Here is a 17,616-nt window from a genome sequence, read left to right as displayed (position 1 = left end):
ATTACACCGCTGTCCGGCCAAGGGCTAAACCCACCACCAACATGCCTAGGACTAAAAAGGGCTGGGCACTGGCTTGGTACTTTACGTCATTTTTTACGGGATCCCGCAGGAAGTACATATCCTGAAACACAATTTGGGGAATAATCAGCAAAATTAGGAGCACTGCGTAGAGATTGGCATGAATTGCCATTAAGTAGCCCGCAATTCCCAATTGGAAAATGTCAATCATCAAGACACAAATCCATGCGGCGGTCGTGACGCCAAACATTACCGGCAGTGACGCCAAGCCCAGTTGGCGATCGCCCTCAACACTTTTGAAGTCGTTGACAATGGCAATGCCCAAGCCCGCCAGACTATAAATCAACGTCAAAATTACAATTGTCGGCGTCAATTCACCAAAAAGCGCATGGCCTGCCCACCATGGCAACGCAATATAGCTTGCCCCCAAGGCATAATTACCAAGCCAACCATTCTTTTTCAATTTCAGAGGCGGTGCAGAATAAATATAGGCCAAAAAGCCCCCAAGCAAAGCAATTTTGGTCACGGGGAATGTGGGATGATTGGCCCACAGATCCAGTAAGACAGCGAGACCTAAGCCTGCAAGAAGCAAAACAATAATCTGTGCCCGCACTTGATTGAGGGAAATTGCCCCGGAGGGAATCGGGCGGTAAGGCTCATTAATCGCATCAATCTCGCGATCGTAGTAGTCATTGAGCGTTTGCGTATAGCCAGCCATCAAAGGCCCCGATAGCAGCATGCAGGTGGCTGCCTTGAGCACATCCTCCAGACTCCAAGTAAATCCTCCCGACGATGCAGCGCCACAGACGACGCCCCACATGAGGGGAATCCATGTAATCGGCTTCATCAATTGCAGGCGAATTTTCCAGATATTGGTCTCGCCGCTTTTGGCACCTTTCATGCCCAGCAGTTGACGTGCTGCTGCCGTTGTCCTTTCCGAGGATGTTGAAGTCGTCGTTGAATCGGGGATTTCCGTCATAGCGCCTGTTGTGCTCAGCAATCACCTCACTGATTATAGTCGTTTCCCCTTCTTCTAGAGGAACCCCTGCTCTAGAGCAAGAAGAATGTAATGCTGTAAAGCTTGTGGGCCTCAATTTGCCGATCGCCGGTGCTGTAGGTCAGGATAGAAGCAAAACTGCTTTTAGAATCTTGCAGCGTCAGCAGAACAGCCCCAGATTGTGCCATGACCTCTGTATCTAGCCCTGATCATCTTAAACGCACCTTACCGGCGGTCATTGCGACTGCGATCGCCACAGTGGGCGTCCTTGCCCTGCGGCTGGGCGGCCTGCTGGAACCCTTGGAATTAAGAGTCTATGACCAATGGCTGCGCTGGCGATCGACACCGGCCACATCTCAGCGACTCCTGATTGTCAAGATTACTGAAGATGACATTCAAGCCCTCAAGCAGTACCCGATTCCTGACGAAGTGCTCATTCAAGCCGTCAATGAGTTGCAAAAGTATCAACCCAAGGTCATTGGCATTGATATTTTTCGGGATTTTCCGATTCCCGATCGCTTCAAACCACCCACTGATGTGCTACCCTCCCTCGGACGGGTGATGATGACCCAGCCCAACACCGTCATTGTCTGCAAAGTAGGGAGCGAAGGAAATCCCGGAATTGCGCCTCCCGCTGGACTGCCGAATGAGCAGGTGGGGTTTGCCGACATTCCCATTGATGAGGATGGAGTGGTGCGCCGTGCCATTCTCGCCAGCCAGCCAGAAGCTCGCGATCGCTGCTCTACCCCTCAATCCTTTGCCCTGGCCTTGGCGCGTGTTTTTCTGGGGATGAATCCCCAAGCTGTGACTCAGAACCGCCTTGAATTAGGAACGGCTCATTTTCAGGCCTTAACCAGCCACTGGGGGGGCTACAACAACCTAGATGCCGCAGGGTTTCAAATCCTAATCAACTATGCCCACCCGACCCAGCCCTATGAAACAGTCACCCTAAGGGAGGTGCTGACAGGTCAAGTGCTGCCCTCGAAGGTGCGCGATCGCGCCGTACTTATTGGCCTCACTGGCAGCAGCAACGACAAGTTTTTAATTCCAATGGCATTGCCGGGGCAAACCAACCGCCTTACCCCCGGTGTACTGGTTCAAGCAGCCATCCTTGAAGATCTACTGGCAGCGGCCCTCGATAACCGTTCTCCCATGGGGACATGGCCAGAGGGGGCGATCGCCCTTTGGATTCTTGTTTGGTCTGGCTTAGGTGCCCTGATCATCGCCAAGGGACACCGTTGGGTGATTGTGCCGCTGCTAGTGGCCGGAGGATTGAGCTTAAGTGGCCTCACCTTTCTATTCTTTTTACAGGGAAGTTGGATTCCCTTAGTTGCGCCTCTCGTTGGCTTTGGCAGCGCTGCGGTTTTGCTGCTGGGCTACCGCGCTATCTCTAGCCCCTCTACACCAACGGCTGCTCCCTTGGAGTTCATTACTGAAGGCGTAGGTCAACCAACCACACCCCAATCAGCCCCCATTTTGGAAATTCCCGAAACCCCGCCAACAGAAGTCTCTCGCCTAGAGACGGATGCCAACGCAACGGTGCTGCAACCTGAAACGGCGATTCCCTTTACCCCCGTTGAACCCACCCCACCCCCCGCCACTGGGGATAACCCCCACACGGCCCCCACCCTCCTCACCTCCGTCGTGGATCAAATTCCACCCACAGAAATTCGCGAGACAGCACCACAGCCCATCACCGAGAGGGAAACCTTCTTAGTGGTTCACGCTGAGGAGGCGGCACCTGCCGCTACAGATTTGCCAGAAACTGCCACGACTGCTCCTGAACCCACGAAGGTTGATCTTCCCGAAACTCAGAGGGGGGTTCCTACAACTCCCCCAGAAATACCCCCGACCCTGCGCCTTGATTCAGCGGAAACCCAACTAACGGTTCCCGAAGCCTTAACAACCCTCCGGGAGACCCCTAGCCTCGCCGGTGCCGATTTGCCTGAAACACAACTTCCCCTTCCTCAGCCACTGACTCCCCCAGAACCAATCTCGATACCATCAACCCAGTTCACCACCAGTGCGGACTTGCCCGAAACCCAATTGCCAATTCCAGAGGCTCCGCGAACAGACCTACTGGAAACACAACCGTCCAACCCTGACCCCTTACCTACACCGCCTGCAGATCCCACCCAGCTCCCAGAGGAGATTTGCACTATGGCCGTCCCCTCGTCGGCACCCCCAACCACAGAGCCGCAAACACCGAGCGGCACGCAGCCGGAAACCACCGCCGTTTCTGAGATTGCCGAGGAACCTAGTGAACCACTGCTCCAAACGGTGGGGGGACGCTACCGTCTCCTGAGTCAACTGGGAGAAGGAGGATTTGGACGAACGTTCTTGGCCGCGGATTTACACCTGCCGGATCATCCGATTTGCGTGGTCAAGCAGTTGGTGCCCTCCCGTAAGGATGAACGCTTTTTAGCCATTGCCCGTCGCCTCTTTCAGCGGGAAGCAGAAACATTAGCCCGATTGGGTCAACACGAGCATATCCCTCGACTGCTGGCGTATTTTGAGGAGGGGGGATATTTCTATCTCGCCCAGGAATATGTGGATGGCGAATCTCTCAAAGAGGAGTTTGAAAAGAAAGTTACCCTCTCCCAAGCCGAAGCCCTCGCCATTCTTAAGGGTATTCTGGAGATTTTGCAGTATGTGCATCAGTTTGGGGTGGTGCATCGGGATATTAAGCCCGCCAATATCTTGCGCCGCCGCAGTGATCAACAACTGTTTTTGATTGACTTTGGGGCGGTACGCCATGTCCAGCCGGAAGATTTACTTCAGCACGGCAAATACACGATTTCAATTGGTACCCGTGGTTATGCCCCTAGCGAGCAAATGGCAGGACGACCCGTGATTGCCAGTGATATTTACTCTTTGGGCATGGTTATTGTTGAGGGCCTGACGGGACTTGCTCCAATGGATTTGCCCTCTGACCCCCACACGGGGGATATTGTCTGGCAGCCGGGACGGCATCTGTCGCCGCAGTTTGTTGCCATTATCAACAAAATGATCAGATATAACTTTCGGGATCGCTACCAGAGCGCCGAGGAGGTACTCAATGATCTCGCCAAGGCCGGCCTCTAGCGAGCCACTGTTTGAGACTGTTTAGGCTCTCTAGGGAGCTTGCAGTTCTGCAACAGCCACTTGCCCACTTTCGCGGCTGCTTTATCTTGGGCGGGAGGGTGGATTTACGTAGTTAAATCCTTGTGAAAAAAAGCTGTATGATGGATAGTAGCGTTTCCTTTGCTAGACATTAGACACTTTGGAGGCATCGCAACGTGGCTGGAACGACAGGAGAACGACCATTTTCCGACATTATCACTAGTGTCCGTTATTGGGTGATTCACAGTATCACCATTCCGGCGTTGTTTATTGCAGGCTGGCTTTTTGTCAGCACCGGCTTGGCCTATGATGTGTTTGGCACCCCCCGCCCTGACAGCTACTATGCTCAGGAGCAGCGGTCAATCCCGCTGGTGACCGATCGCTTTGAAGCCAAACAACAAGTTGAAACCTTCTTAGAACAGTTGAAGTAGGATTGCCATGACCAGTAACACTCCTAATCAAGAACCCGTTTCTTACCCCATTTTTACGGTCCGCTGGGTGGCCGTTCATACGCTTGCTGTGCCCACGATTTTCTTCCTCGGGGCGATCGCGGCAATGCAGTTTATCCACCGTTAGGAAGGTACAGCCATGGAACCGAATCCAAATCGTCAGCCCGTCGAACTAAATCGCACATCCCTGTATCTAGGATTGCTGTTGATCTTTGTCCTTGCGTTGCTTTTTTCCAGCTACTTCTTTAACTAAAACTCTTTCCCACACCCGAATTTGCCTAGGAGGAATTAATCATGTTGTCTGAAGGTGGGCGTATTCCCCTGTGGATTGTGGCCACAGTGGCCGGCATGGGAGTGATTGTCATTGTGGGACTTTTCTTCTACGGTGCCTACGCCGGTCTTGGCTCCTCTCTCTAGAAGGTGGGGTCTTGGCGCGTACGCAACTGTAGCCAGAGGAGTCCAAGCGTCACTCCCAAAAGAACTGTTGCCGCCGCAGCGGCATAACCAAAGTCGAATAATGCAAAGGCCTGTTGGTAAATATAAAATACCAGCAGGTTTGTTGTATCTAGGGGGCCACCGCCAGTCACCACATAGACCTGTTCAAAACTGCGCAAGGTAAAAATGGTGGTTGTCACAAACACAAGGATTAGAGTAGGTTGCAGCCCCGGCAGTGTAATGTAGCGAAACCGTTGCCAAGCGTTGGCACCATCGAGGAGGGCGGCTTCGTAGCGATCGCGAGGAATGGTCTGCAACCCCGCCAAAAAAACCACTAGATTAAACCCCAACTGCTTCCAACTACTGAGCAAAATCAGCACCGGCATTGCCCATGTTGGATCACTCAGCCAAGCAATGGGTTCACCCCCTAACCTTTGCAGGAGTTGATTCACCGGGCCATCGCTTTGAAACAACCAACGAAAGCCTAAACCGGCGGCAACAATTGAGGTCATTGTCGGCAAAAAGTAGGCTGTACGCAAAAGATCCCGTCCGGCAATTGCTTGGTTGAGACCCACCGCCAATAGTAGGGGCAGCCCAATTGTCGGTAGTACCGTTGCTGCTGTGAAATAGAGGGTATTGCCAATCACCTGCCAAAAGTCGGGACTGAGGAACAACTGTTGATAGTTCTGGAGGCCAACCCAGCGCACCCCTTCCTGACTAAAACTACCGGTTGTAAAACTGAGATAGACTAGGTACAGAATCGGCAAAAAAACAAAAATTGTCAAAAATAACAGTGCAGGTAAGAGGAATAACCAAGCTACACCTGTCGGTGACAAGAAAACATCCCCCAATTGTCGGAATTGCGATCGCGCCATTGGTAAAGATGATGACCTCAAAATTTGTTTTTCTATAATTTTCCTAATTTTCCTATAAATTCAACCCTAGGGTAGTGGCTCCCGAAGTTGGAAATGATAAGATCGAACTCAAAATGCACGCCATCTTGGGGAGATGCTGTGATTCACACTGCGCCATTGCCCACGACGACCCCCTCTCACGCTTCTGATCACAGTCGTCTAAAGCTGTTTTCGGGTTCTGCCAATACTGCCCTTGCTCAGGAAATTGCCCGCTACCTCGGTATTGATCTCGGCCCAATGGTGCGCAAGCGGTTTGCTGATGGCGAACTGTATGTGCAGATTCAAGAATCCATTCGCGGTTGTGATGTCTATCTAATTCAGCCCTGTTGCCGACCCGTCAACGACCACCTAATGGAACTGCTGATTATGGTGGATGCCTGCCGCCGCGCTTCCGCCCGTCAAGTGACTGCGGTAATTCCCTACTATGGCTATGCCCGTGCCGATCGCAAGACCGCCGGCCGTGAATCTATTACCGCTAAATTAGTGGCCAATCTGATCACTCAAGCAGGGGCAAGTCGCGTCTTGGCCATGGATTTGCACTCGGCGCAAATTCAGGGGTACTTTGACATTCCTGTAGATCATGTGTATGCTTCGCCCGTACTCCTTGACTACCTGCGCAGCAAAAATCTAGAGGATATTGTTGTAGTCTCTCCCGATGTGGGGGGGGTAGCCCGCGCCCGTGCCTTTGCCAATAAACTTGACGATGCGCCCCTCGCCATTATTGATAAGCGACGCCAAGCCCACAATGTGGCCGAAGTGATGAATGTGGTGGGGGATGTTAAGGGCAAAACGGCAGTGCTGGTGGACGACATGATTGATACAGCGGGCACGATCCTAGAGGGGGCACGAGTCCTGCGGCGGGAAGGTGCCAAGGAAGTCTATGCCTGTGCTACCCATGCCGTATTTTCACCGCCGGCGATTGAGCGCCTGCAAGGGGGTGACTTTGAAGAGGTCATTGTGACTAACACCATTCCGGTGCCGGAAAACCAACGCTTCCCCCAACTGACAGTGCTTTCGGTGGCGAGTATTCTTGGAGAAACCATTTGGCGGATTCATGAAGATAGCTCTGTGAGCAGCATGTTCCGCTAAAATTAGGTGTTCCCAGTCACCGAGGAGGAAGGCGGTCATGGGGCGAATTGCCTTACTTAGCACCAGTAATAAGCAAGGACTGGTGGAGTTGGCAACGGCCTTGGTGCAGGAGTTTGGCTTTACGCTCTTAAGTAGCGGCGGCACTGCAAAGACCTTGCAAGCGGCAGGAATTCCTGTAACCACTGTTGCTGAGTACACAGGAGCAGCGGAAATTCTCGGCGGACGGGTCAAGACCCTGCACCCCAAAATTCACGGCGGCATCTTGGCACGGCGCGATCGCCCGGCAGACCAAGCTGATCTGCAAGCCCAAGGGATCAATCCCATTGATCTAGTGGTTGCCAATCTCTATCCCTTTGCGGAAACCATTGCCCGACCCAACGTCACGCTGGGAGAGGCCATTGAGCAGATTGACATTGGAGGCCCCACGCTCATCCGCGCTGCTGCCAAAAACCATGCCTATGTAACGGTCTTGGTAGATCCGAGCCAATATGAGACCTACCTTCAGGAACTGCGTCTTTACGGTGAACCTCAGCCTGCTTTTCGCTTGGCCTGTGCTCAGCGAGCCTTTGCCCTGACCGCCTGTTACGATCAGGCGATCGCCACGTATCTCCAAGAAATCACTTCGCCTGGTGCTCCAGCGGAGATTCTGCCCCCCGTCTTTCACCTTATCGGACAGCAAAAACAAGTTCTGCGCTATGGGGAAAATCCCCATCAAAGGGCGGCTTGGTATATGACGGGGGCACACCCTAGGGGTTGGGCTACAGCTGAGCTGCTCCAAGGCAAAGAACTCAGTTACAACAACCTGCTGGATTTGGAAGCCGCACGGGGCGTTATTAGCGAATTCTTAGGGGACAGTGCCCCCGCTGCCGTCATTGTCAAACACACCAATCCCTGTGGCGTCGCTGAGGGCAAGACCCTAGTGGCAGCCTACGAGCGTGCCCTTGCGGCGGATAGCGTCTCTGCCTTTGGCGGCATTGTTGCCCTCAACCGCCCCTTGGATGTGGCCACGGCTGAAGCCCTAACCCGTACCTTTTTAGAATGTGTCGTGGCTCCCGCCTGTGAGGAAGCGGCGCTGCCCATCCTAAAAACCAAGCCGAAGATGCGGGTTTTAACCCTAGGGGAGTTAGAAACTGCTCCTCCTGTTACAGTACAGACAATTGCTGGGGGGTTTCTTCTCCAAGAGATGCAGGCAGCGCCAATTGAACCGCACACTTGGCAGGTGGTGACGGTCACAGAACCCCCGCCAGAGTTCATGGCCGAACTGATCTTTGCTTGGAAAGTGGTGAAGCATGTGAAGTCCAATGCCATTGTGGTCAGTCGCGATCGCCAAACCCAAGGGATTGGTGCAGGTCAAATGAATCGCGTCGGGGCTGTCAAAATTGCCCTTGATCAGGCAGGGGAGGCAGCGCGCGGAGGGGTGCTGGCCAGTGATGGCTTTTTTCCCTTTGCCGATTCTGTGCAAGCCGCTGCCCGTGCCGGTATTGCCGCGATTATTCAACCAGGAGGCAGTCTGCGGGATAATGAGTCTATCCAAGCAGCCAATGAAGCGGGAATTGCCATGGTCTTTACCAACCGGCGACACTTCCGCCACTAGGAAATAGCGATGGCGGTGCGACTCGGAATTATCAGTGATCCCCACATTGCCCTGCCGGCGACTATTCCGACAGATTCTCCCCCTATTTTTCTCTACGAAATCAGTATCCCTGCCTTTGAAGCCGCCGTTGCCCATCTCCTAGGGCTGGGAATTGATGCCCTCCTGATTCCCGGCGATCTGACACGGGATGGCGAGCGGGCAAACCATTGCTGGCTCAGTACCTATCTGCAAACCCTGCCCATTCCCTGCTATGTCATTCCGGGAAATCACGATGTGCCTCTTGCTCTAGGGGATAACAACCGTATTGGCTGGGCTGAGTTTCCCCAGTGGTATGCCCACGCTGGCTATGGCAAGAGCCTCAAGCATTACTATCAAACCCTGCTCGCAGACAATCTGCAACTGATTGCCCTAAATTCCAACCAATTTAGCTCAACGGGTCAGCAGGTGGGAGCAGTTGATCAAGGACAACTAGCATGGTTGGCGGCTCTATTGGCAGAACCCTTTTCTGGGCTGCGCCTTGTGATGATTCACCACAATGTCCTTGAGCATTGGCCACAGCAAAGCCAAAGTCCGATGGGGCAGCGCTACCTCTTGGAGAATCGGGCAGAGCTATTGAACCTATTGCGATCGGCAGGGGTGTCATTGGTCTTAACCGGACATCTCCATGTTCAAGACATTGCCTATGAGGGGGGTCTGTTTGACCTAACGACCGGTTCGCTGGTGAGCTATCCCCATCCCTATCGTCGGCTCATTCTGCAGGAACGCCCCCAGGGGGGGTGGCAAGTGGATGTGGAATCCTACCGCATTGAGTCCCTCAGTGCCTACCCCACCTTGAGTGATCTCTCGCGGGAATGGATGCTTCAGCGCGGTGTGGGGTTTATGGTGCGCTTTCTTACCTTGCCGCCTTTTAATTTATCGGAAGCTGAGGCCAAGCCCCTCGCCCAAGCTCTCTCGTTCCTCTGGCCGGAAATTGCCAAGGGAGATACCCAAGTCACGCTACCGACCCTACCGGAACCCTTGGCCGCCTACTTTGCCCAGTTCAATCACAGACCCCCAGCGGAGTATCCCCAGCTCCGCGACAACAATACCGTCTTTCTCCTCTAGCCAAGTCGGGGGTTGGGCGGAGAGGGCTTCAAAACCTACTCTAATCCTATTCTAATAGGGAGTTGAGGTCGGGATTGGACGCAAAACGGTGACGTTTGGGCAGTGGATTGGGCTATTGGTTTTGGGGGTGTGTCTCTACATCCTCTGGGAGATTCGCCAAGTGTTGCTTTTAGTCTTCTTAGCGGTGGTCTTGGCAACGGCCCTCAACTGGCTACAACTGCGGCTCCAAAGCTGGGGACTGCAACGGGGACGGGCGATCGCCATCAGTATTAGCTTGACTTTCCTGATCATCCTTGGCTTCTTTTGGATGATTATTCCCCCCTTTTTGCAAGAAGCGCAGCAACTGGGGGTATTGATTCCCAAAGGTCTGGAGCGACTGGAGGCATGGCTTGATGAGATTGCTTACCTTTTACCAAGTAGCGGCTTTGATGACACTCCTGTAATTAATCGGCTAATTACCCAATTAGAGCCGTTCCTTGAGCAAATTTTCAATAACTTCTTTGCCCTCTTTTCCAATACACTGGCGGTCTTACTGAATACGCTGCTGGTCTTGGTGCTGACGGTGATGCTCGTGATTGATCCCCAGCCCTACCGCCGCGGTTTTATTCGCCTGTTTCCAGCTTTTTATCGGTCTCGCATTGACACCATTCTCACTGAAAGTGAACAGGCACTCTTGGCGTGGCTGGCGGGCACAGGCCTGAATATGCTCGTAATCGGCGTAGTCAGCGGCATTGTTCTTGCTCTGCTGGGGGTACGGTTGGTCTTGGCCAATGCCTTTTTGGCGGGTCTTCTGGAGGCAATTCCCAATATTGGCCCTGCTTTGAGTGTGATTCCACCGATGATCATTGCTTTTATTGACAACCCTTGGCGAGCAGTGGCGGTGCTGATTGCCTACATTGTCATTCAACAGTTGGAGCAGTACCTACTGGTACCCGTCGTCATGGCCAAACAGGTGGCGCTACTACCGGCGGTCACCCTCGTTTCGCAAATTGTGTTTGCGATTTTCTTCGGCTTTTTAGGATTGCTGTTGGCGCTGCCCTTGGTGATTGTGGGTCAGATTTGGTTTACGGAAATTGTGCTCAAGGACATTCTGGATCGCTGGCAGCCCAACCCGCCACCTGAAGCGTCAAATCCACCAGTTTTGCCGCCGCCCCCGCCGCACCCACCTGCGCCTGCAAGTCCTGCCGCATCTGACTCAATTCCTGAGGGTGATTCAGAAGATACTTAATGTAATCCGCCACCGCCGCCGGCTCAATGGGACCCACCAGCTCCGGTACAATTTCTCTGCCCGCCCAGATATTCGGCCACGCCTTGTAGCCAAGCCCCTGTTTTACCAAGGCCCAATCTATTTGGGGCGATCGCCACAACTGCCAAAAGCGCCGCCAGCCCAATCCTTTGGCGACGAGTGCCCAAAAGACCAGCGCCGTCCACTGCCGTCCGATCGCCGGCAAGCCCACCAGTAAGCCCGCTAAGCCATCCCAAGGGTGTGCTCGCCGTACCCGTAACTGTTGAGCAGGCAACAGAACAATCATCGGCACATTCAAGGCGGCAAGTTCTGCGGTATTGGCGCCAACGGTAGTGACACAGAGAGCAAGTTGCCGTAGGAGAGGATAGTTGGGTAGCTGCTGCCAGAGATAGATTTTCGTTCCCCTTGGCGTCTCCAAATAGGGCAACCCTTCCTTGGGTTGGATGAGTGTGGCAGTGGTGCCCTCAACGTGCTTGAGTTCCGAGTTAAAGTGGGGATCGGCGTAACCGCTAAGGGTGTTGAGCGTCAGGGTGGGTGCCACGGGAATCACACAGGAAATCGGGGGATGGGCGGCAGCTAAATGGTCGGCGATCGCCAGGCAAAGGGGTACCCCCAACTTAAGTTTATTGGGCTTGGAACCGACCATCAGACCCACAAGGGGAGCCTCTGGGGCAAGGCCTAACTGCTGGCGTACATCAGGCAAAGAATCGAGGGCAAGGGCTTGCACATCGGTCATCAGATCTCCCACCACCGCCACCTTGGCGCTGGTTTTGCCCATGGGTAAAGGACGGCGCAGCCCAATGCCATCTACCCACCTTTGCCAACGTGCCTGCCACTCACAGTAGAGCACACAGCGATAGCCTAGCCGCTTGGCCAGCAGGACTGCAAACAGTTGATCGCCTCCCAAAAAGACCACAACCCCTTGGGGAAACCAATCCCATTTGCTGCGAGTGGTCTTTGTGCGCACAAGGTGCCAAAACTCTGTGGCCGGCAGCACGCGATCTACCCCTGGATAGCGGCGGGCAATCTCCGCCTCCTGACCACTGGCATGGGGACAGGGAACCATCACCACTGAGACTCGGATGCCTTGTTTGACCTGTTGCCGCAGCGCCGTCACAAAGGGATAGACCCACGTGGCCAGTTCACCGGGGCCATTACTCAAAATGACGACTTCGAGGGGCTGTTTCATAGAGGGTGGCCTTGCCCCCTTAGGGGTTCAAACAAGCGGCCACTGGGCGTGGTGTTGCCCCTTGTCCTAGGACATTTCCTGAATAATGTAATCAAAATAGGGAGCAGCAACTTCGGCATCTTCGGTGCTCAGCAGTGCCAAGGAGGCCTCCTTCAGGCAACGGATTGCTTCTGCCATGCCAGCCATTGGCACGCCCAGGGAGTTGTACATTTCCCGTACACCAATAATGCCCGTGCGCTCAATGGGGTCTTTGTCACCCGCAAGGATGCCATAGGTAATCAGGCGCATATACCAGCTATAGTCGCGCAGACAGAGGGCACGCTGTTTCTGACCGTAGGCATTCCCCCCCGGTGAGATGAAGTCAGGCCGCTTCTGCCACAGTTGTTTACTGGCTTGCTCAACAATACGTTTCTCATTTTCGGCCAGTGTTGTGGCAATGCGGAGACGTTGCTCACCCGTTCGGAAAAAGTCAATAATCGTCTGTAGTTCGCCCGTGGTGGGGTAGCGTAATTCATCATCCGCTTTAAGAAGAACCTGACTAATGACACTCATATTGCTAACACCGCTTAATACATCCCTCATTTTAGAGGACGGTGACCCCTTGTTGACGCCACCAATATCAAAATCTCGATGGTGGATAGACGAACTTTAGCGGGTTGGATGACAAACAACGGCAAGGCAGTCCCTAGAATCAATCTCCTTCCTTGGTGATAGGATCAATGCGGTTTGCACTAGGTTTCGTCACCTGTGATTGATCTAAAACAACTGCGAGAAAACCCCCAAGCCTTTGGCGATCGCCTGCGGCGGCGCGGCGGTGACTTTGACCTTGAGCGCATTTTAGAATTGGATGCGCAACAGCGACAGTTGGAACAACAGCGATCGCGCCTCCAGGCCCGCAGTAACGAAATTGGTGCCCTTGTCGGCAGAAAAATTAAGTCCGGTGTTCCCCCCACTGACCCCGAAATCCAAGCTCTAAAGACCGAGGCCAACGATCTCAAGCAGCAGCTCAGTGATCTCGAACCCCAAGAACGGCAGCTCAAGGAGGAACTAGAGCGCCTGCTGCTGACAATTCCCAACCTTCCCAGCGAAACAACTCCCATTGGCCGCGATGAAACCGAAAACGTGGAGGTGCGCCGTTGGGGGGATGAATATAAACCAACTCAGCCGTGCCAGCCCCATTGGGACATTGCCACTCAACTGGGACTCTGGGAGGTGGAGCGATCGGTAAAAGTCGCCCAAAGCCGCTTTGTTACCCTCTGGGGCATGGGGGCTGCCCTGGAGCGGGCCTTGATCCAGTTCATGCTCGATACCCACCGCGAGCGCGGCTATGTGGAAGTGTTGCCGCCCCTGTTGGTGAATACCGCCTCGCTAACCGCAACGGGGCAACTCCCCAAATTTGCTGAGGAGAGCTTTCGCTGTGCCGATGATGATCTCTGGTTGATTCCAACGGCGGAAGTGCCGCTAACGAATCTCTATCGGGAGGAAATTTTAGCCGCCGAGCAACTGCCCATTTACCACTGTGCCTACACCCCCTGTTTTCGGCGCGAAGCGGGCAGCTACGGCAAGGATACCCGCGGTCTCATTCGCCTGCACCAATTCAATAAAGTTGAGTTGGTTAAGTTTGTTCATCCGGAAACTTCCGCTGCGGAACATGAAGCCCTTGTGGCCGATGCAGAGTTCATTCTCCAAGCCCTGAAACTGCCCTATCGGGTGGTTGAACTGTGCACCGGAGATCTGGGATTTGCTGCCATGAAGTGCTACGACTTGGAAGTGTGGCTGCCCGCAGCGGGCTGCTACCGCGAAATTTCCAGTTGCTCTAATTTTGGGGATTTCCAAGCCCGTCGAGCCAAGATTCGCTTTAAGGGAGCCAAGCAAAAGGGAACCCAGTTTGTGCACACGCTCAATGGGTCTGGTTTAGCCGTTGGACGGACGATGGCGGCCATTCTGGAAAACTACCAACAGGCGGATGGCACGGTGCGGGTACCGGAGGTACTACAACCTTACTTGAAATGTAGTCACATTGGCAGGGCAGCCTCGTGAACACGACCCTGGGGGCGATCGCCCATGCGTTAGGGGTAGAAACTGCCTCGCCAGAGGTACCCATTACGGGGGTCAGCACTGACTCCCGCCAGATTGCCGCAGGAAATCTATTTGTTGCCCTGCGGGGGGCAACCTTTGATGGCCATCAATTCGTGGAGCAAGCGGCTGCAGCGGGGGCGATCGCCCTGATTGTCGAGACAGCAGTGTCTTCTCCTTTGCCGCAGCTTCGGGTGCCGGATACCCTATGGGCCTATCAGCGCTTGGGGCAGTGGTGGCGGCAGCAATGTTCAGCCAAAGTCATTGCAGTTACTGGCTCGGTGGGCAAAACCACCACCAAGGAAATGATTGCTGCTGTCCTCAGTCACTACGGTGCTGTTCACAAAACCACAGCCAACTTCAACAACGAGATTGGCGTTCCTAAGACCCTCCTGCAACTGGAACCCCATCACCAATTTGCCGTGATTGAAATGGGGATGCGTGCCCGCGGCGAAATTGCCCTCTTGAGCCGGATTGCCCAGCCCGATGTTGCCGTAATTACCAATGTTGGCACGGCGCATATTGGTCGCTTGGGTTCGCGCGAGGCCATTGCCCAAGCCAAATGCGAACTGCTTGCCGAAATGCCCGCGGGGGGAACTGCGGTGCTCAATGCCGATAGCCCCTTGCTCTTGCCAACAGCCATGCAGGTTTGGTCAGGACGCACGATTACCTATGGCCTTGAGGGGGGCACCCTGCGGGGACGCTACCAACCCCCCCAAACCCTGCATGTGAATGGACGTACCTACACCGTTCCCCTTGCTGGCGCCCACCATGCCCTCAACTTTTTGGCCGCCCTTGGGGTACTGCAAGCTCTGGATCTAGAGAGCAGTTGTCTGCCTCCCCAGTTAATGCTAGAACTGCCCAGTGGTCGCGGCGGCCGCTATCTCCTTGAACCAGATATTCTCTTGCTGGATGAAACCTACAATGCCGGCCTAGAATCCATGGTGGCGGCCTTGCACCTGTTGCGATCGCTCCCCGGTCGGCGGCATCTGGCGGTTCTCGGCCCTATGCGCGAACTGGGCGAGTTTTCCCTCCCCTTTCATGAGCAGGTGGGGGCAACGATTGCCGAATTAGACCTCGATGGTCTCTTGATCCTCGATAGAGGTAATGAAGGGGCAGCCCTTGCGCGCGGAGCGGGGCATGTTCCCAGTCAACAATTTGCTTGCCACGAAGAATTGGTGGAGTACCTATTGAAGGAAATGCAAGCGGGCGATCGCCTTCTTTTTAAGGCCTCCCATGCCGTTGCCCTAGATCGAGTAGTCACTGAACTGCGGCAGCGCTGGCCCAAACTGCCGTCTTAAGGGGGGTCGAGGCTTGCAAAGAGCAGTGAACTACGCTACACTAGAAAAACGTCAATATTCCTCAGTAGCTCAGCGGTAGAGCGGTCGGCTGTTAACCGATTGGTCGCTGGTTCGAATCCAGCCTGGGGAGTCTAATAACTTGAGCCACGCTATCCATGGCCACGTCCTCCCGCATTCGCGCTACCTCCCCCTAGGGAACTGCCACTGTTTCCAACAGTTCTGCTACACAGGCACGACCTGAGCGCCCCGCTGCTGTAATTAGACGATGGGTCAGTACATGGGGGGCCAATTGCTTCACATCATCGGGCAGGACGTAGTCGCGGCCATTGAGAAACGCTAAGGCTTGAGCTGTTCGCTGGAGCATGACTGTTCCCCGCGGACTCACTCCCAGCGTAATGCGATCGCTCTCACGGCTCGCCCGCACAAGGGCAAGAATGTACTTTTGCAAAGGAAGTTCCACCCGTACCTGTAGCACCTGCTGCCGCAACTGTTGGATTTCCCCCAAGCTCAGGCAAGGCTCCAATTGATTGACCTCCAAGCCCCCGCGCACCCGTTGTAGCATCTGCAGCTCCTCTTCCTCGCTAGGGTAGCCCAAACTAAAACACAGGGCAAAGCGATCTAACTGGGCTTCGGGCAGGGGAAATGTGCCTTGGTACTCCACGGGGTTCTGGGTGGCGATCACAAAAAAGGGCTGTGGTAGGGGGTAGGTGACGCCATCAATGGTGACTTGGTATTCCTCCATTACCTCTAGAAGGGCCGATTGGGTTCGCGGTGTGGCACGGTTAATCTCATCCGCTAGGAGGATATTGCAAAAGACAGGGCCGGGGCGAAACTCAAACTCTGCGGTTTTGGGGTTCCAGATGTTCGTGCCCGATAAATCGGTGGGCAGTAAATCAGGTGTGGCTTGGATGCGCTGAAAGGTCCCCCCCAGCGATCGCGCCAACGCCTTGGCCAAGAGCGTTTTCCCCACCCCCGGCACATCCTCCAACAGGACGTGACCCCCTGCCAGCAACCCCACCAACAGGAGTTCAATGGCGGCTTCTTTGCCCACCATGACTTGCCCAAGGTTCGTTACCAGTCGCCGGAGAGGTTCACGCATAGGAGACAACTTGCTTCAAGAGATCGGCAGCCACTTGGCAATCGGCAGCAATTTGCGCCCGTAGGGCAGCCAAACTGGGAAATCTCACCTCTGGGCGAATAAAGGCCTCCAGGTGGAGGGTGATTTCTTGATTGTAGAGACTCCCCTGCCAATTCAACAGATGCACCTCCGTGGTCACCTGCCGGCCTGTTACCGTGGGTCGCAGACCAATATTTACCACCCCCAATTGCTCACCAGCAAATGCTGCACCTGTTACGCGGCAGGCATAGACCCCATGGCGGGGCAATAATTTCTCAGTGGGGAGGGACAAATTGGCTGTGGGGAACCCCAACTGGCGTCCCAACTGTTCCCCTGGAATGACCGTCCCCGTCAAGGCATAGGGGCGTCCCAATAGCTCCCGTGCCAAGGCCACATCCCCCTCTGCGAGGGCTGCCCGCACCGCCGAGCTACTCACGCGATCGCTCCCCCGACAATAGGGGGGCACAATGTGCACCGGAATGCCAAAGGCGGCACAGAGGCTGCGCAAGTCCTCCGCTGTGCCCGATCGCCCCCGTCCAAAGCCAAAATTAAATCCCACACTCAACACCTTTGCCTGCAACTGCTGCACCAAAATTTGCTCAACAAACTCCAAGGGCGACAGTTGAGCCAAAGCATGGGTAAAGGGCAAAACAATCACCTGCTCAATGCCATACTGCTTTAGGAGCGCAGATTTTTCCGCCTCAGGGGTCAGGAGAAGGCGCTTCTCCCCTGTGAAAAACGCCTGTGGATGGGGTGAAAAAGTAATCACCGAAGGGGAACACTCTGGAGGGGCTGCGGCCACAAGGGTGCGGATCACCTCTTGATGCCCTCGATGGACACCGTCAAAATTGCCAAGGGCGATCGCCGTAGGAGTTTGCAAGGGTAGGCCACTGTTAAATTGACACAGGAAACATTTTGACACATTTAACCAAGGAGCAACAGTCTGGGAAAGCGTTCATTAAGGTTTTCTATTTACGTCATAGAA

At 54.4% G+C, this 17,616-nt stretch carries 17 protein-coding genes and 1 tRNA gene; 12 read left to right on the top strand and 6 right to left on the bottom strand.

All coding sequences use genetic code 11. The annotated features are described in order from the left end of the window. Position 1 precedes the first annotated feature (1 nt). Both chlG and Q0683_RS02880 read right to left on the bottom strand, forming a co-directional pair. Complete coding sequence (gene chlG / locus Q0683_RS02885; protein ID WP_298614515.1) at positions 2-997, bottom strand: chlorophyll synthase ChlG; 996 nt, start codon at positions 995-997, stop codon at positions 2-4. Positions 998-1,068: 71 nt separating this feature from the next. Further along, entirely contained in the window at positions 1,069-1,203 is a 135-nt protein-coding gene (locus tag Q0683_RS02880) for a hypothetical protein (protein WP_298976201.1), read from the bottom strand. Between Q0683_RS02880 and Q0683_RS02875 the strand changes: the two genes are divergently transcribed. The 5 genes from Q0683_RS02875 (at position 1,202) to Q0683_RS02855 (ending at position 4,983) form a co-directional block, all read left to right on the top strand. Then, positions 1,202-4,099 carry a CHASE2 domain-containing protein gene (locus Q0683_RS02875; protein ID WP_298976199.1) on the top strand — a complete coding sequence of 966 codons (2,898 nt, stop codon included), beginning with the start codon at positions 1,202-1,204 and terminating at the stop codon, positions 4,097-4,099. The two genes, Q0683_RS02880 and Q0683_RS02875, sit on opposite strands and share 2 nt — an antisense overlap. Positions 4,100-4,293: 194 nt before the next feature. Then, a complete protein-coding gene (gene psbE / locus Q0683_RS02870) occupies positions 4,294-4,548 on the top strand; it encodes a cytochrome b559 subunit alpha (protein ID WP_011057381.1) in 255 nt (84 codons plus the stop codon). A 7-nt stretch (positions 4,549-4,555) separates the two neighbouring features. Further along, positions 4,556-4,693 (top strand): cytochrome b559 subunit beta, encoded by a 138-nt coding sequence (gene psbF / locus Q0683_RS02865; protein WP_298614113.1) that lies wholly within the window; start codon positions 4,556-4,558, stop codon positions 4,691-4,693. A 12-nt stretch (positions 4,694-4,705) separates the two neighbouring features. After that, complete coding sequence (locus Q0683_RS02860) at positions 4,706-4,819, top strand: photosystem II reaction center protein L (protein WP_149820459.1); 114 nt, start codon at positions 4,706-4,708, stop codon at positions 4,817-4,819. 44 nt (positions 4,820-4,863) lie between these two features. After that, entirely contained in the window at positions 4,864-4,983 is a 120-nt protein-coding gene (locus tag Q0683_RS02855; protein ID WP_071823295.1) for a photosystem II reaction center protein J, read from the top strand. Here Q0683_RS02855 and Q0683_RS02850 read toward each other — a convergent pair. Further along, the gene (locus Q0683_RS02850) at positions 4,980-5,876 is read right to left on the bottom strand and encodes a carbohydrate ABC transporter permease (RefSeq protein ID WP_299044175.1); all 897 of its coding nucleotides are present in this window, start codon (positions 5,874-5,876) and stop codon (positions 4,980-4,982) included. The two genes, Q0683_RS02855 and Q0683_RS02850, sit on opposite strands and share 4 nt — an antisense overlap. Positions 5,877-5,969: 93 nt before the next feature. Here Q0683_RS02850 and Q0683_RS02845 point away from each other — a divergent pair, with 93 nt between their 5' ends. The 4 genes from Q0683_RS02845 (at position 5,970) to Q0683_RS02830 (ending at position 10,930) form a co-directional block, all read left to right on the top strand. Continuing rightward, the gene (locus Q0683_RS02845; protein WP_366142721.1) at positions 5,970-7,004 is read left to right on the top strand and encodes a ribose-phosphate pyrophosphokinase; all 1,035 of its coding nucleotides are present in this window, start codon (positions 5,970-5,972) and stop codon (positions 7,002-7,004) included. A 37-nt stretch (positions 7,005-7,041) separates the two neighbouring features. Beyond that, complete coding sequence (gene purH, locus Q0683_RS02840) at positions 7,042-8,598, top strand: bifunctional phosphoribosylaminoimidazolecarboxamide formyltransferase/IMP cyclohydrolase (RefSeq protein WP_298614120.1); 1,557 nt, start codon at positions 7,042-7,044, stop codon at positions 8,596-8,598. Between the two features lie 9 nt (positions 8,599-8,607). Further along, positions 8,608-9,702 carry a metallophosphoesterase gene (locus Q0683_RS02835; RefSeq protein ID WP_298614122.1) on the top strand — a complete coding sequence of 365 codons (1,095 nt, stop codon included), beginning with the start codon at positions 8,608-8,610 and terminating at the stop codon, positions 9,700-9,702. Positions 9,703-9,790: 88 nt separating this feature from the next. Continuing rightward, positions 9,791-10,930, top strand: coding sequence for an AI-2E family transporter (locus tag Q0683_RS02830; RefSeq protein WP_366142720.1), 1,140 nt, complete (start codon positions 9,791-9,793; stop codon positions 10,928-10,930). A 1,273-nt stretch (positions 10,931-12,203) separates the two neighbouring features. On the opposite strand, the gene apcD is transcribed toward Q0683_RS02830, so the two are convergent. Continuing rightward, complete coding sequence (gene apcD, locus Q0683_RS02820) at positions 12,204-12,689, bottom strand: allophycocyanin subunit alpha-B (protein WP_298614126.1); 486 nt, start codon at positions 12,687-12,689, stop codon at positions 12,204-12,206. Between the two features lie 195 nt (positions 12,690-12,884). Here apcD and serS point away from each other — a divergent pair, with 195 nt between their 5' ends. The 3 genes from serS to Q0683_RS02805 all read left to right on the top strand — a co-directional run bounded on the left by serS (position 12,885) and on the right by Q0683_RS02805 (position 15,644). After that, a complete protein-coding gene (serS, locus tag Q0683_RS02815; RefSeq protein WP_298613221.1) occupies positions 12,885-14,177 on the top strand; it encodes a serine--tRNA ligase in 1,293 nt (430 codons plus the stop codon). Next, complete coding sequence (gene murF / locus Q0683_RS02810) at positions 14,174-15,514, top strand: UDP-N-acetylmuramoyl-tripeptide--D-alanyl-D-alanine ligase (protein WP_298613174.1); 1,341 nt, start codon at positions 14,174-14,176, stop codon at positions 15,512-15,514. The genes serS and murF overlap by 4 nt, the downstream gene beginning before the upstream one ends. A gap of 58 nt (positions 15,515-15,572) precedes the next feature. After that, a tRNA-Asn gene (locus tag Q0683_RS02805) sits at positions 15,573-15,644 on the top strand. Positions 15,645-15,704: 60 nt separating this feature from the next. Here Q0683_RS02805 and Q0683_RS02800 read toward each other — a convergent pair. Then, entirely contained in the window at positions 15,705-16,613 is a 909-nt protein-coding gene (locus Q0683_RS02800; RefSeq protein ID WP_298613177.1) for a MoxR family ATPase, read from the bottom strand. Continuing rightward, the gene (locus Q0683_RS02795; protein WP_298613179.1) at positions 16,606-17,553 is read right to left on the bottom strand and encodes a bifunctional riboflavin kinase/FAD synthetase; all 948 of its coding nucleotides are present in this window, start codon (positions 17,551-17,553) and stop codon (positions 16,606-16,608) included. Before Q0683_RS02795 ends, Q0683_RS02800 begins: the two co-directional genes overlap by 8 nt. Positions 17,554-17,616: the final 63 nt, after the last annotated feature.

Source organism: uncultured Thermosynechococcus sp., assembly GCF_938074695.1.
GTDB lineage: Bacteria > Cyanobacteriota > Cyanobacteriia > Thermosynechococcales > Thermosynechococcaceae > Thermosynechococcus.
This window is presented reverse-complemented; position numbering and strand designations above follow the sequence as displayed.

Bases quoted from the DNA above. Each gene is read 5' to 3' on its own strand.
- psbF (WP_298614113.1), top strand. From the start codon at position 4,556: ATGACCAGTAACACTCCTAATCAAGAACCCGTTTCTTACCCCATTTTT.
- Q0683_RS02800 (WP_298613177.1), bottom strand. From the start codon at position 16,613: ATGCGTGAACCTCTCCGGCGACTGGTAACGAACCTTGGGCAAGTCATG.
- Q0683_RS02860 (WP_149820459.1), top strand. From the start codon at position 4,706: ATGGAACCGAATCCAAATCGTCAGCCCGTCGAACTAAATCGCACATCC.
- apcD (WP_298614126.1), bottom strand. From the start codon at position 12,689: ATGAGTGTCATTAGTCAGGTTCTTCTTAAAGCGGATGATGAATTACGC.
- Q0683_RS02875 (WP_298976199.1), top strand. From the start codon at position 1,202: ATGACCTCTGTATCTAGCCCTGATCATCTTAAACGCACCTTACCGGCG.
- Q0683_RS02880 (WP_298976201.1), bottom strand. From the start codon at position 1,203: ATGGCACAATCTGGGGCTGTTCTGCTGACGCTGCAAGATTCTAAAAGC.
- Q0683_RS02850 (WP_299044175.1), bottom strand. From the start codon at position 5,876: ATGGCGCGATCGCAATTCCGACAATTGGGGGATGTTTTCTTGTCACCG.
- Q0683_RS02845 (WP_366142721.1), top strand. From the start codon at position 5,970: ATGATAAGATCGAACTCAAAATGCACGCCATCTTGGGGAGATGCTGTG.
- chlG (WP_298614515.1), bottom strand. From the start codon at position 997: ATGACGGAAATCCCCGATTCAACGACGACTTCAACATCCTCGGAAAGG.
- Q0683_RS02835 (WP_298614122.1), top strand. From the start codon at position 8,608: ATGGCGGTGCGACTCGGAATTATCAGTGATCCCCACATTGCCCTGCCG.
- purH (WP_298614120.1), top strand. From the start codon at position 7,042: ATGGGGCGAATTGCCTTACTTAGCACCAGTAATAAGCAAGGACTGGTG.